Source organism: Methylogaea oryzae, assembly GCF_019669985.1.
Classification (GTDB): domain Bacteria; phylum Pseudomonadota; class Gammaproteobacteria; order Methylococcales; family Methylococcaceae; genus Methylogaea; species Methylogaea oryzae.
Genome location: NZ_AP019782.1, coordinates 2707204 through 2720723, shown reverse-complemented (window position 1 = coordinate 2720723; position 13520 = coordinate 2707204). Strand labels below are relative to the sequence as shown.

The 13520-nt window shown below is 64.9% G+C and carries 13 protein-coding genes; 9 read left to right on the top strand and 4 right to left on the bottom strand.

Going from position 1 to position 13520, the window contains the following annotated elements:
- Positions 1 to 5 precede the first annotated feature (5 nt).
- From K5607_RS11885 to K5607_RS11865, 5 genes are all read left to right on the top strand, one after another.
- On the top strand, positions 6 to 332 hold the full coding sequence (locus K5607_RS11885; protein ID WP_054772675.1) for a P-II family nitrogen regulator: 327 nt from the start codon (positions 6 to 8) through the stop codon (positions 330 to 332).
- 109 nt (positions 333 to 441) lie between these two features.
- Positions 442 to 1353, top strand: coding sequence for an adenylate/guanylate cyclase domain-containing protein (locus tag K5607_RS11880; protein WP_221047120.1), 912 nt, complete (start codon positions 442 to 444; stop codon positions 1351 to 1353).
- Positions 1354 to 1422: 69 nt separating this feature from the next.
- Positions 1423 to 3630 carry a primosomal protein N' gene (locus K5607_RS11875; protein WP_221047119.1) on the top strand — a complete coding sequence of 736 codons (2208 nt, stop codon included), beginning with the start codon at positions 1423 to 1425 and terminating at the stop codon, positions 3628 to 3630.
- Positions 3631 to 3714: 84 nt separating this feature from the next.
- Complete coding sequence (gene argS, locus K5607_RS11870) at positions 3715 to 5475, top strand: arginine--tRNA ligase (protein ID WP_054774731.1); 1761 nt, start codon at positions 3715 to 3717, stop codon at positions 5473 to 5475.
- 5 nt (positions 5476 to 5480) lie between these two features.
- Positions 5481 to 6206: an SPOR domain-containing protein gene (locus K5607_RS11865; RefSeq protein ID WP_221047118.1), complete on the top strand. Its 726-nt coding sequence runs from the start codon at positions 5481 to 5483 to the stop codon at positions 6204 to 6206.
- Positions 6207 to 6308: 102 nt separating this feature from the next.
- Here K5607_RS11865 and K5607_RS11860 read toward each other — a convergent pair whose 3' ends face one another.
- Positions 6309 to 7103, bottom strand: a complete 795-nt coding sequence (locus K5607_RS11860) for a YiaD family glycine zipper/OmpA-like lipoprotein (RefSeq protein WP_221047117.1) — start codon at positions 7101 to 7103, stop codon at positions 6309 to 6311.
- Positions 7104 to 7254: 151 nt separating this feature from the next.
- Positions 7255 to 7533, bottom strand: a complete 279-nt coding sequence (locus K5607_RS11855) for a (2Fe-2S) ferredoxin domain-containing protein (RefSeq protein ID WP_054774804.1) — start codon at positions 7531 to 7533, stop codon at positions 7255 to 7257.
- A gap of 102 nt (positions 7534 to 7635) precedes the next feature.
- On the opposite strand from K5607_RS11855, the gene K5607_RS11850 reads away from it, so the two are divergent.
- From K5607_RS11850 to K5607_RS11840, 3 genes are all read left to right on the top strand, one after another.
- The gene (locus K5607_RS11850) at positions 7636 to 8322 is read left to right on the top strand and encodes a polysaccharide deacetylase family protein (RefSeq protein WP_221047116.1); all 687 of its coding nucleotides are present in this window, start codon (positions 7636 to 7638) and stop codon (positions 8320 to 8322) included.
- Entirely contained in the window at positions 8322 to 8804 is a 483-nt protein-coding gene (locus K5607_RS11845) for a GNAT family N-acetyltransferase (protein WP_054774802.1), read from the top strand. Before K5607_RS11850 ends, K5607_RS11845 begins: the two co-directional genes overlap by 1 nt.
- A 69-nt stretch (positions 8805 to 8873) precedes the next feature.
- Positions 8874 to 9683, top strand: a complete 810-nt coding sequence (locus tag K5607_RS11840) for a DUF2272 domain-containing protein (protein ID WP_221047115.1) — start codon at positions 8874 to 8876, stop codon at positions 9681 to 9683.
- Positions 9684 to 9700: 17 nt separating this feature from the next.
- On the opposite strand, the gene metA is transcribed toward K5607_RS11840, so the two are convergent.
- Together metA and K5607_RS11830 are read right to left on the bottom strand one after the other, a co-directional pair.
- Positions 9701 to 10771, bottom strand: a complete 1071-nt coding sequence (metA, locus tag K5607_RS11835) for a homoserine O-succinyltransferase MetA (protein WP_221047114.1) — start codon at positions 10769 to 10771, stop codon at positions 9701 to 9703.
- 11 nt (positions 10772 to 10782) lie between these two features.
- Positions 10783 to 11631, bottom strand: coding sequence for a hypothetical protein (locus tag K5607_RS11830; RefSeq protein ID WP_054773877.1), 849 nt, complete (start codon positions 11629 to 11631; stop codon positions 10783 to 10785).
- 502 nt (positions 11632 to 12133) lie between these two features.
- Between K5607_RS11830 and K5607_RS11825 the strand changes: the two genes are divergently transcribed.
- A complete protein-coding gene (locus K5607_RS11825) occupies positions 12134 to 13414 on the top strand; it encodes a hypothetical protein (protein WP_054773876.1) in 1281 nt (426 codons plus the stop codon).
- The last annotated feature ends 106 nt before the right edge of the window (positions 13415 to 13520 follow it).

The following is a 13520-nucleotide window of genomic DNA, read 5'->3' as shown; positions in this document are numbered from 1 at the left end:
TGTTTATGAAGGAAATCCGGGCCTATATCCAACCGTTCATGCTGGGACGCGTCGCCCAAGCCTTGATGGAAATCGAGCATTTCCCCGGCATGAGCGTGTCCGATTGCGAAGGGTTCGGGCGGGAAACCCGCGGCGCGGCTCAGGATTTCATGCCTTTCATCGCCAAAAAACGTTTGGAAATTTTCGCCGCCGACCACCAGGTGGAGGCCATCGTCGCCACCATCATGCGGGAGGCCCACTCCGGCCGCCACGGCGACGGCAAGGTGTATGTGGTCGAAGTGAAGGAAGGGGGACGCATCAGCAGCGGCGAACGGGGGGCCGAACTCGCCTGAGCGGTTGCCTGTTCTGCCGGGTCGCGCATTGGGTTATAGTTTCGCCGTCCCAGGGTGGCGTGTCGCCGCCCCGGGTTTCCAGGCAAACGACGACAGAGATTTTCGGATCATGAGCGACTCCCCCAGCCAGCAAAGCTTGATGTTCGCCGATTTGGTCGGCAGCACCCACATGTATGAGACCCAGGGTGATGCCGAGGCCTTGCGTATCGTCACCGCTGTGGTGGAAAAGCTGGAATCCCTGGTGCAAGCCCAGTCCGGGCGGGTGGTGAAAACCATCGGCGACGAAGTGATGGCGACGTTCCCCAGCGCCACGGCGGCAGCCTTGGCGGCCACGGCCATGATGCGGGAAATGGAGCACGGCTTGCCCGGTATCAGCGTGCCTTTGAAGCTGCGTATCGGTTTTCACCACGGGCCGGTGTTGCAGGCCGAGGACGGCGACGTTTTCGGCGATACGGTCAACACGGCGGCGCGGCTGGTGAAGCTGGCCAAGCCGGGCCAGATCATGACCAGCAGCGCGGCGGTGGAGCAGTTCACGCAGTTTTTCAAGGACGCCACGCGCAACCTGGAGAGCTTCGCCCTCAAAGGCAAGCAGGACGAGTTCGCCGTGTTCGAACTGCTGTGGAGCGAGCCGGAGAACGCGACGATCCTGGCGGGACGCAACACGGTGGCGTCCATGATGGCGAGTTTGACGGCGGGCGGCCGCTTGCAGCTCAGCTACCCGAACGGCGCTTTCACGCTGGATTCCGCCCGCCCGACGGCGCGCTTCGGCCGCTCGCCCGATAGCGACGTGGTGGTCGACGACCCGCGTGCCTCGCGCCAACACGCCAAAATCGAGCTGAGGCGCGACAAGTTCGTGCTGGTGGACGAAAGCAGCAACGGCACTTTCGTGCGTTTCGACGAGCGTGGCGAGATACTGCTGCGCCGCGAGGAAGTGGTGCTGCAAGGCAACGGTTGCATCGCTTTCGGCTGCTCTACCCGGGACGCCGAAGGCTCGGTCGTGGTCAAATTCGAATTGGCATAGCCCCGTGTGAGGCGGGCGATGCCGGCTAGGCGTGGCGAGGCCTGGCCACTACTGCGCCGCGCCTGACTTATGCCCACCATTTTCCGCATCGCCGTTCCGGTTCCCCTGCCGCGTTTGTTCGACTACACGCCGCCGCGCGGTGGTGACGACGCTCCCATCCTGCCCGGTAGCCGCGTGCTGGTGCCGTTCGGCCGCCGGCAACTGGTCGGTTGCGTGGTGTCGTCCTCTCCCGTTTCCGACGTGCCGGCCGAGCGTCTGCGGCCCATTTCCCGCGTGCTGGACAGCCGGCCCCTGCTGGACGGGGGCGATTTGCGCCTGTTGCGCTGGGCGGCGGAGTATTACCACTATCCGCTGGGCGAGGTGCTGGCCGCCGCGTTCCCGGTATTGCTGCGCCGCGCCCGTTCGGCGGAGGAGGCGGTGCGGCGTTATGGCCTGACCGACGCCGGCCGGGCGCAAGTCCCCGACGAGCTCAAGCGCGCGCCGCGTCAGCGGCAGTTGCTGGCCTGGCTGCAAGCCCAGGCGGGCGACGTGGAAGAGGAATTGTTGGACAGCCTGGAGTGGGATTGGCGCCAGGTCTTGCGAATTTTGTGCGACAAGGGCTGGGTCGCGGTGCGCGACTGCCCGCTGGAGCAGCCCGCCGTGGTGCCGGGAGTGTCGTTGCATAAGCCGGGGCCGGCGCTCAACCCGGAGCAGGACGCGGCGGTGGCTGCGGTGGCTGCCGCCTTGGGCGGTTTCAAAGCCTTCCTGCTGGAAGGCGTCACGGGCAGCGGCAAGACCGAGGTGTATCTGCGCCTGATCCAGCAAGCGTTGGAACAGGGCCGGCAAGTGCTGGCCCTGTTGCCCGAGATCGCTTTGACGCCGCAGTTGGAGGCGCGTTTCCGCGAACGCTTCGCCGTGCCGGTAGGACTGTTCCATTCGGGGTTGACGGAAACCGAACGACTGCGCGTGTGGCTGGCGGCCCAGCGCGGCGCACTGCCTATCCTGTTGGGCACCCGTTCGGCGGTGTTTACGCCCATGCCCGCCTTGGGCCTGATCTTGGTGGACGAGGAGCACGACGCTTCCTTCAAGGCCCAGGACGGCTTCCGCCTGCACGCCCGCGACGTGGCGGTGATGCGCGCCCGCCTGGGCGGCGTGCCCATCGTGCTGGGCAGCGCCACGCCGTCGCTGGAGACGGTGCACAACGCCCGGCGCGGCCGATACCAACGGTTGCAGCTGTCCAAGCGGGCGGGCGAGGCCCTGCCGCCCCGCGTGCGGCTGGTGGATTTGCGCAACCAGCGCCTGGAGGCGGGACTGTCGCCGGCTTTGCGCGGCGCCGTGGCGGAAACCCTGGCCCAGGGCGAGCAGGCATTGCTGTTCCTCAATCGGCGCGGCTACGCTCCGGTGCTGATTTGCCACGGCTGCGGCTGGGTGGCGCGTTGCCGCCGCTGCGATGCCAACGACGTGGTGCACGCCAAGCAACAGCGCCTGCGCTGCCATCACTGCGGCGCGGACCAAGCCCTGCCCAGCGTGTGCCCGGACTGCGGCAGCGACGACTTGCGGCCGTTGGGGCAGGGCACCGAACGGGTGGAGCAGGTCCTGCGCAGCTTTTATCCCGGCGTCGGGCTGGCGCGGGTCGATCGCGACAGCATCCGCCACAAGGGCGAGCTGGAACGCATTCTGGACGACGTGCATAACGGCAAAGCGCAGCTGCTGCTGGGCACGCAGATGCTGGCCAAAGGCCACCATTTCCCCAACGTCACCCTGGTGGGAGTGCTCGACGTGGACGGCGGCCTGTTCAGCGTCGATTTCCGCGCCGGTGAGCGCCTGGCCCAGTTGATCGTGCAGGTGGCCGGCCGCGCCGGGCGGGGCGACAAGCCCGGCACCGTGCTGCTGCAAACCCACCACCCCGAGCATCCTCTACTGCATTCCCTGTTGCGGGAGGGCTACGCCGGCTTTGCCCGCGACGCCCTGGCCGAGCGCCAGGCGGCCGGCCTGCCGCCGTTCAGCCATCAAGCCCTGTTGCGCGGCGAAGCCACCGAGCGCTCGGCACCCCAGGTATTCTTGCAGGAATTGGCCGAATGGGTGCGGCGCGAGACGCCGGAAGTGTTTGCCCTGGGGCCGGCTCCCGCCCCCCGGGAACGGCTGGCCGGCCGCTACCGCTGGCAGTTGCTGCTGCAAAGCGGGAACCGTGCCGCCTTGCACCGGCTGCTGGAAAAACTGCTGCGCCACGCCGAAACCTTGCCCGCCGCCGCCAAACTGCGCTGGTCGGTGGACGTGGATCCGGCGGATTTGTATTGAGTCGGCACCTTGCGCGTTGCCACCCGGGGAGGCCATGCAGGATAATACCAGACCGTTTTTACGCCATATGAAGCGACCGACCGCATGAAGAAACGCCTGGAAGCCCTGCTGCAAACCGCCGTGTCCGCACTGAAAGCGGACGGGACCATTCCCGCCGAGCTGGACATCGCCTTCCAGGTGGAACGCACCCGCGACGAAAAACACGGCGATTTCGCTTCCAACGTCGCCATGGTGGCGGGCAAGGCGGCCAAGACCAATCCGCGCCAGTTGGCGGAAAAAGTGATCGCCGCGTTGCCCGCCGACGCCGCCGTGGTCAAGGTGGAAATCGCCGGCCCCGGCTTCATCAATTTCTTCATCGATCCGTCCAGCCAGTACGAAGTCATCCGCCGCATCCACGACCAGGGCTCGGCTTTCGGCCTGAGCAAGGCCGGCGCCGGCAAGAAAGTGCAGGTGGAGTTCGTTTCCGCCAATCCCACCGGCCCCTTGCACGTGGGCCACGGCCGCGGCGCGGCCTACGGCGCGGTGGTGGCGAAGCTATTGAAAGCCGTCGGCTTCGACGTGCAGCGCGAATACTACGTCAACGACGCCGGCCGGCAGATGGACATCCTCGCCGCCAGCGTGTGGCTGCGTTACCTGGAAGAATGCGGCGAGCACATCCATTTCCCCAGCAACGGCTACCGCGGCGATTACGTGCGCAATATTTCCGCCGACTTGCTGCGCCGCGACGGCGAGCGCTACCGCAGGCCGGGGGCGGAGGTGATGGCCGACCTGCCGCTGGACGAGCCGCAAGGAGGCGACAAGGAAATCCATATCGACGCCATCGTGTCCCGCGCCAAGGACATGTTGGGCGCGGAGGATTACCGCAAGGTGTTCGACGCCGGCCTCAACGACATCCTGGACGACATCCGCGACGATCTGGCCGAATTCGGCGTGCACTACGAAAACTGGTTCTCCGAGCGGTCGCTGACCGACGACGCGTCGGTGCGCACCGCCCTGGAAAAGCTCGACGCCGCCGGCTGGCTGTACGTGAAGGACGGCGCCACCTGGTTCGCCTCGACCCGCTTAGGGGATGAGAAGGACCGGGTGGTGGTGCGCGACAACGGCCAGATGACCTATTTCGCCTCCGACATCGCCTACCACTGGAACAAGCTGGAGCGCGGCTTCGACCGCATCATCAACATCTGGGGCGCCGACCACCACGGCTATATCCCGCGGGTGAAAGCCGCCATCCAGGCTCTGGGGGCGGATGCGGACAAGCTGGAAGTGCTGCTGGTGCAGTTCGCCGTGCTGTATCGCGGCGAGGAAAAAGTGCAGATGAGCACCCGCTCCGGCGAGTTCGTCACCCTGCGCCAGCTGCGCAACGAAGTGGGCAAGGACGCCTGCCGCTTCTTCTACGTGATGAGGAAGTCCGACCAGCACATGGACTTCGACCTGAAGCTGGCCACCTCCCGCACCAACGAGAACCCGGTCTACTACGTGCAATACGCCCACGCCCGCGTGTGCAGCGTGTTCCGCCAGTTGGACGAAAAAGGCCTGGAGCGCGACGTGCCGCGCGGCATGGCGCATCTGAACCTTTTGGTGGAGCCGCACGAGCACAGTCTGACGGCGACACTGGCGCGCTATCCGGAGGTGTTGGAGCGGGCCGGCCTGCATCACGAACCGCACCAGTTGGTGCATTACCTGCGCGAACTGGCGCAGGAGTTTCACGTTTACTACAATGCCCACCAGTTTCTTGTGGAAGATGCCGCTTTGCGCGACGCCCGCCTGAACCTGATCACCGCCGTCAAGCAGGTTTTGCATAACGGCCTCGACTTGCTCGACGTGTCCGCCCCGGAAGCCATGTAACCACAATGTCCAAGGATTACAAACACCGCCTGCAGCAGGTTCAGCAGCAGCAGAACAAGCGCCCCCGCGTGGCGGGTTGGCAGTGGTTGCTGGCGGTTTGTTTGATTATCGTTTTCGTGGTTTTCCTGGCGTCACTACGCGGCAACAAGCCGGCGGAAACGCCCGCCGCCGAGCATTCCCAGCAGAGGATTCCGCCGGCCGCCGACGCGAGGCGGGCGCCGGCTGCCTCGGCCGCGGTGGCTGTTCCGGCGGAGGAGCCGCAAGCGGAAATCCAGCCCAAGGCGGCCGGCAATGCCGTCGACGCGCGAGGCGCCGCCGCCGAGTCCAAGGTTGGCGCGGCGGAAAAGCCCAAGCCGCCGAAACCACGCTTCCAGTTCTACACGGTGTTGCCGGAAAAAGAGGTCATCATTCCCGAGGCGGAAGTGAAGGCCCGCAAGCAGGAAGAAAAACAGGGCAAGGCGCCGGTTTTGGGCGAGGCCTATATGTTGCAAATCGGCTCGTTCAAGACCATGGCCGAGGCCGACCGGCTTAAGGCGCAGTTGGCCATGCTGGGCGTGGAAGCCAAGATCGAAATCGCCCAGATCGGCGCGGCCACGTGGAATCGCGTGAAGGTCGGCCCCTTCGCCAGCATGGCCAGCGCCGACAAAACCCGCGACTTGTTGCGCCAGAACAATGTGGACAGCGTGGTGCAAAAAGCCATCGGCGCGACGAAGGCTCCGACCCAGCCTTAGCGTCGGCGTCGTTTAGGCCTTCGTTTTTCGGCGGCTCGCCGGACAAGCCCCTCCCCGGCGGATCAACGCCCCTACTCCCAGCGGGAGCAGGGGCGTTGTTGTTTAGTAATTGGGGTAGGGATAAGCCGGCGCTTGATAAGCGCCGGGCACCGGCCGCTGAGGATAGTAGCCCGGTGGCGTGTATTCGGGGGCCGGCGTGGCAGGCGGGTAATAGCCGGGCTGTTGTTGGTAAGCCGGCGCCGCTTGAGGTTGGGCGGCAGGGCGGATGACGATTTCCACCCGCCGGTTCTGCGCCCGCCCGCTTTCGGTGTCGTTGCTCGCCACCGGGCTGGTTTCCCCCATGCAGTGCGCGGCGATGCGCCCGCCGATGACGCCCTGGCCGGCCAGGTAATCGGCCACCGCTTGGGCGCGCCGTTCCGATAGCTGCTGGTTGTAGTGGTTCGTGCCGATGTTGTCGGTGTGACCGGTCACTTCGACGGTGGTTTGGTCGTGCTCCCGCAAGACCTGAGCCACGGAGTTAAGGGACGGATAAAATCCCGGCAGGATGTCGGCGGAGTCGAAGGCAAAGGTGATTTGGCTCGGCATCACGACCTTGAGATTGTCCCCCTCGCGCCGCACCTCCACTTGCGATCCTTCCAACTGCTGGCGCAACTGCTGTTCTTGGCGATCCATGTAATAACCCACGCCGGCGCCGAGCAGGGCGCCGGCCGCCGCGCCGATGGCCGCCCCCGTGCCGTGATTTTTGGTGGCCAGCGCGCCTATGCCCGCGCCGCCCAAGGCGCCGATGCCGGCTCCCTTCATTGTGTTGCCGTAGCCGCCGCCGCTGTACGGGTCGCCGGCGCAGCCGGCCAGCAACACGCTGCCGGCCGCCAGGGATGCGCATAACACTCGTTTCATATGTAAAAACTCCGATGGAACCGCAGGAAAGCGCCGTTGCGGCGCATGGCCGTAACGGCTGGCAATAGCATAAAAACGCCGGCGGGGCGGTAACGCCGACCAGTTATCGGTTCCGCTAAAAGTTTTTGGGCTTGCCTGCGACGGACGGCTTTTAGGGGCGCGGGAGGCTCTGCGCGAATCGCCGGGCCTCGTCCACCAGACTCGGCGCATCCGACGCCGTTACGCCCAGATGAAACGGACCGCCGGGGCCGATGCGCACCACCGGCCCTTCCTCGCAGCGTCCCAGGCATCGGCAGGTTGCCACTTTCACGTCGCGCCCGCTTTTCGCCTGCAGGGCTTTTAATACCGCCAAACCGCCGCGGGCGGCGCAAGAGGGCTGCGCCGCGCCTTGGCGTTCGTTGACGCAAACCAGGATGAATACTTCGCCCATAAGTCGCTATGCCTCTCCTTTCGATGGTAGTCCGGGTGCCGACCGCTTCTGGCCGACCGGCTGCGGGTGCCATAATAGCGGCAATTTTACGGGAGCACTGTCATGCGTATGCGGTCGGGCGTTTTGCCTGTCTTCTGGGTTTGGGTACTGGCGGCGCTGCCGGCCGTCGCTTGCCAAGCCGATGTCGTCACCCGCCTTCCCACCAAGGAAAAAGTGCTGGCGCTCACGTTCGACGGCTGCGAAACGGTGACGCCGTCCTACGTGGATGAAAGCATTGCCGCCTATTTGGCCAGGGAAAAAATCCCCTTCACCCTGTTCGCCAGTGGCAAATTCGCCCGCCGCAACCGGGAGCGCTTGGCGGAGCTGGCTGCATTGCCGTTTGTCGAATTGGAAAACCACTCCGACAGCCATCATCTGCACATGGAGCGCCTGAGCCGCGCGCAGCAGCAGGGAGAAGTGATAGGCAACGAGGCGCCCTTGGCCGCCATCACCGGCCGCAAGCCGCGTTTTTTCCGCTTTCCCGGCGGTTATTACGACGGCGCGGCGCTGAAGGCGGTGGAAGACCTGGGGTATCGCGTGGTGCACTGGAGCTTCGCCAGCGGCGACCCCGACCGGCATTTGTCCGCCGAGCGCCTGTACCGGGGCGTGGTGGAGCAAAGCCGTCCCGGCGGCATCCTGATTTTCCACATCAACGGCCGCGGTTATCAAACCGGCGCCGCCTTGCCGCGCATCGTCGAAACCCTGCGACAGCGCGGTTATCGTTTCGTGCGCTTGGACGAACTGCTCTGATGCTGGCGGCGGCCGTCATCGGCCAATACAGTCTGCGGACCTTGCGGCCGGCTGACGCGGCGCCGCTGGCCCTGGCTTTGGCGCGGCAACCGCCTTGGGCCGATCTGGGCTATACGGCGGAAGGGCTGCAACGCTATTTGAACAAGGATGACGCGGCGCTGGAGCGCTGGGTCTTGGCGGACGGCGCAAGCGTCGCGGGCGTGTTGTGCCTGCGCCAGCCCTGGTTGCGCGGACCATTCCTCGAATTATTGTGCTTGCTGCCGGATTATCGGGGGCAAGGCTTGGGCGGCTTGTTGCTGGCGGAACTCCACGACCGGGCGCGCCTGTCCGGCCTCGCCAATGTGTGGGCGACCGCCACCCATTCCAACGAAAATGCGCTGCGGTTTTACCGTCGCCAAGGTTACGAGCAGGCCGGCGTATTGCCGGATCTGATTCTGCCCGGCGTGGACGAAATACTGCTGCGCCGGCGGCTGCGACGGTAGCGCATGGCCTTTCAAGCCGGGCCGCGGCCGACGGGCCGTTCGCAATTCTCCGGATCGAGGGAGGTCCGTATGGCGGTTTTCGTTCGTCTTCGTTCGGTGTTGCTGACGTTGCCGTTGGCGCTTTCGGTGGGCTGCGCCACGGTGCCGGACGGCCCGCCCGGCATCACGCCCAGCGCCGGCGTCAGGCCCGCTTTCGCCGTGCCCGGCGTGCGGGAGCGCATGATTCAACTCGCCCGCCAGGAATGGGCGCTGTTCGGCCGGCCGGTGGTGAATTACGCTACGGCGCCGCCGACGTTGAGTTATCCTCCCGATGCCCGCCTTGCCGGCGACGGCGACGGCGACGGCGGCGCGGCCGAGGGCGACGGCAAGCCGGTTGAGATCCGTCCGCCGTTCCTGGCCCGCGTCATCCTCTATTGGTACTCCGTATCCAAACTACCCATCGTGGGATACGAGGGCGAATTGCGCCCCTGGTCGGCCGCCTTCATCGCCTGGCTGGCCCGTGGCGCCGGCGTGCCCCGCGCGGAGTTGCCTTCCACCGTGCTGCATTGGGATTACATCGAGCACATACTGGCGGCGGGGGAGGGAGGGCGTTTCGTCGCCCGCGACGCGCGCCGCTACGCGCCGAAGCCGGGGGACTTGATCTGCGCGCCTCGCGGCGAGGGTTTCGTGGACGTGGTCTCCTCGTTCCAGCGGCTGCGGCGCGGCGCCTACCATTGCAACATCGTGGTGGCGGCGCGGCCGGGGGAGCTGGACGTCATCGGCGGCAACGTGCTGGACTCCGTCTCCCTAACCCATGCGGCCCTGGACGCCGAGGGGCGAGTGCTGCCCACGGCTGATCGGCCGTGGGTCGTCGTCATCGAGCAGCGGGACGTGGATTAAGCGAAAACCACGGGGAATCAGTTGCGCAGTCCCAGGGGGTCCTGAGGGTCGACTCCCGGCTTGAAAGGCAGGCGCCGGTCTTGGTTGGTGAGCTGGTAAACCAAGCCTAGCCAGTTGTTGAACACCGCCTTGGCTGTGTCGCGCCAAGTGTTGTCCAAATCCGCTTCGAGCTGCCGCTCCGGGAACTCGGGCAATTCCAGGCCGGTCCGCTTGGCGGTGATCAGCCGCACCATGTAATCGTCCGCCACCTGCTGGGCGCCGTGGCTGAGATAGTTTTCCGGCACGGGCGGGTAGTCGGTGCGCTCCTCGTAAAAATAACGCAGCACTTCCCGCTTGTATTCCTTCAGCAGGCTGACCGTGTCGTATTCCGGGTGGCCCTGGAAATACACCACCCGCAGCAAGTCCTCGCTTACCGCCAAATGCACGCCGGCTTCCTCGCTGGCCACCAGCGGCCGCACCCCGACGCGCGCCATGTCCTTGGCGAATACCTCGTTGAAACGGGAGTGGGGTACGTCGAAGCGGGTGTTGATGTCCGCCACCAGGGGATGGCGGCGCTCCTGCACCCGGTGGGAATAAACGCCCCAGCGCTTGCGGCCCAGGTGAGTGCGGACGATGCCGTGGGCGTGCTGGATCAGTGCGTGGGTGGCCAGGCACGAGCACAGGGTGGACGTGACGTTGTGGCGCGCCCATTCGAATACTTCGGTGAGCGGTTGCCAGAACGCTTCTTCCGGCAGGCGCGGATGGCTGACATTGGCGCCGCTGATGATGAGCGCGTCCAGGCCGTCCTGCTTGATCTTGTCGAAGCTTTCGTAATAACGCTCGATGTGGGCTTGGCCGTCCTTGCCGCGCGGCAGGCCGTCGATGGTGAACGGGTGGATGTGGAACTGCACGATCTGGTTGCAGGCGCCCACCAGTCGGAAAAACTGGCGCTCGGTGGCTTCCAGGGCGGCGTCCGGCATCATGTTGAGCAGGCCGATGTGCAGCTCGCGGATGTCCTGATGCGCCGCCTGGTCGGGCGGCAGCACGATCTGGCCTTCTTCGCGCAGGCGCTGGTAGGTGGGCAAATCGGTATGGGAAACCAAGGGCATGGCTGTTCCTCCTAATGCGGCGTGCGGGCCATGGCGGTGGCCACGAGCTCGACAAAACCGGCTTCGTCCCGCACCTGGGCCGCTTCGTCGGCGCTGACGGTGTAGCCGTGGCCGTCGGCGATGGCTTGGTAGCGCGGCAGGCGCGAGCGGAACAGCTCGGGGAAAACCCAGGCGACGAACTCGTCCGGCGTTACTTTGTCGCTGCTTGCCAGTCCTTTCATCGCCATGAATTGCGCCAGCTTTTCGTCCAGGAAAGCCTCCCGGTAATAGAGCGGCTTGGGGTGCTTGCGCGCTCGCTCGATGAGGGTCTGTTCCTGTTCCGGCGTGGCCTTGATGTAGAGGATCACCGTTTCGGCGGCCAGGCTGTCGATCACTTCCGGCGAGTCCAGCTCGCACACGCTGCCGCCGGCGTCGTTGACGAAATTGCGATAGCCGTAGATTTCGTCCGCTTTGCGGATGAAGTCAGGCACATCCAGCATGGCGGCAATTTCCGCCTGGCGGTGCAGCGCCTGGCGGCGCTTGAATTCGGCCAGGCTCAGGCCGTCCCGGGCCGGATCGCCCAGCTTGCCGAGAAAAGTGGAAATGGGCGCCAGGTTCTCCACGGTGATGTTGCTGCCGATGTAGATGGAGTCGGAACGCAACAGCTCGCGCAGGAACGGCACTTCCATGGCCCGCTTCTTGATGTTGTCCAGGATCGCTTCGTCCAGGTAGCGGGTGCCGATGCGGTAATCGCCGGAATAGTGGAACCAGGTGTCCTTGGGCAGCTTGGCGGCCAGGGTGGTTTTGCCGACGCCGGACATGGCCAGCAGCGTGATGCGCTTGGTGGGCCAGTCGCGGAATTCCTGCGGAGTCATTCTCATGGAGGTGCGTTGTGTAGTCGGTGGTGCGGGGGCAGAGTCTAGCAAGACTGGCGGGGGCGGTAAAACGGCCTGGGATCAAGCGCCGCGTCTTTCTTCAATTTTCGCCTTCCCCTTATTTCCGCCGAGCCCTTGGCGGGCGATGACCGGCAGGAGGCTTTCCAAAAGTCAGGTCTGTGCGGGAAGCCCGTGTCGCCCGAGCCTGCGTTGCAGTGCTCGGCCGCTGGGGTACGGCTCTCCGCAAAGGACAAGCGCGGTTGTCCTCCTCTCGTGTAAGCCAGAGCGTACAACATAATCAGCTTGGGCTGACTTGTCTGGTTCCGGCTGGCCCTGTAGCTTGCCCACCTTGAATTCGGCCGGCGATTCGCGGCGCAACCGCGTGGCCGCGCGCGCTTCGATTCGATAACAAGAAGGATGAACGCGCGCGCCTAAGCCGGCTATGTTCATCCGATCGGCACCGGCTGTTCAATGGATGGGAGGAGTGGGGATTTTTATGGGAGACGGTATGTTGAAGCGGGTGATGACGATCGGTCTGGCTTTGCTGCTTTCCGGCACGGCATTGGCCGATGGGGAGTCGCAGCTGGTGGGGTTGTACCTGGAGAACCGGGAGCCGGAAGTGGATGACAAAACCACCATGAACGCTGTCGGCGAAGCCAAGTCGGAGCAGCCTTTTGTGGTGGGCATCGACGATACCCTGGTGGCTTATTTGCGGGATGCTCGGTTACTGGCCAACCGGGCCAAGTGCCTGGACCAGGACGGCAGAAAAATCGACGGCGCCTGCGAAGAGCAGAATCTGGCTTTGTATTTGGACGGCAACAAGTTGGCGGAGTCCAAGCCGGAGCGGGTGGAGGGGGCGTCGGCGGGGAATGTGTCCGGCCTGGGCAAGGTGCGTTTCAAGCTGGAATACGACCAGGACGTGAACAAAGACGCTTGGGCGCGGCTGCTGGGGTCTCCCCGGCTGCGGGAGTTTTTCCAGAAACCCGTGACGGTGCGGGTTGGGCTGGTGGACGGCTATATCGTGCCGGTGGCCAGGGAGGGGGCTCTGGATAAGGATTTGGACCATAAAGTCCGTTTACAGCGCATCAAGGAGGGGTGGTTCATCGCCAGCTCATTGGTGTTGGCGCTGCTCATGTGGATTTTTATCCGGAAAATCCGCACCACCGATCTGCTGCGCGATCGGGGCGAGTCGGAAGATCCCGCCAGCAAGCCGTGGAGCCTGGCCCGCTGCCAAATGGCGTTCTGGTTTTTCCTCATCACCGGCTCTTTCCTGTTCATCTGGCTGATCACCAACGCCTTGGACACCATCACCACCAGCACGCTGGTGCTGATGGGCATGGGCGCCGGCACCGCCTTGGGTTCGGCTTTGATCGACGCCTCCCGCGATACCTTGGCGCAACGTAGCGAATTGATCGACGCGGCCAAGCAGTTGGAAGCGCAGATCGCCGACGCCGGCCAGTTGCAGAAGCAGGACTCCGTCGCCGCGCTCGGTTGGAACGGGGTGGTGGCTTCCACCCAGAAGCGCTTGGCGGATATCCAGAAGCAGTTGGCCGCCCTGGATGCGCCGGCCAAGAGCGACTCGTTCTGGAACGACATCCTGCGCGACGGTTCCGCCATGAGCTTCCACCGTTTCCAGATGGTGGTGTGGACGGCGGTGCTGGGCGTGGTGTTCATCTACAACGTTTGGAAAACCCTCGCCATGCCGGAGTTCGACACCACCCTGCTGTCGCTGATGGGGATCAGTTCCGGCACGTACCTAGGGTTCAAGCTGCCGTCGGCCAATGGCTGACGCCGGCCAGCAGCGGTTCCGGTTCCCCCAAGGTGGTTTTATAGGCGGTGCACCAGCGCGGTAGGTTGGGCTGACGGCAGGAAGCCCAACATAATGCCGCAGCGTA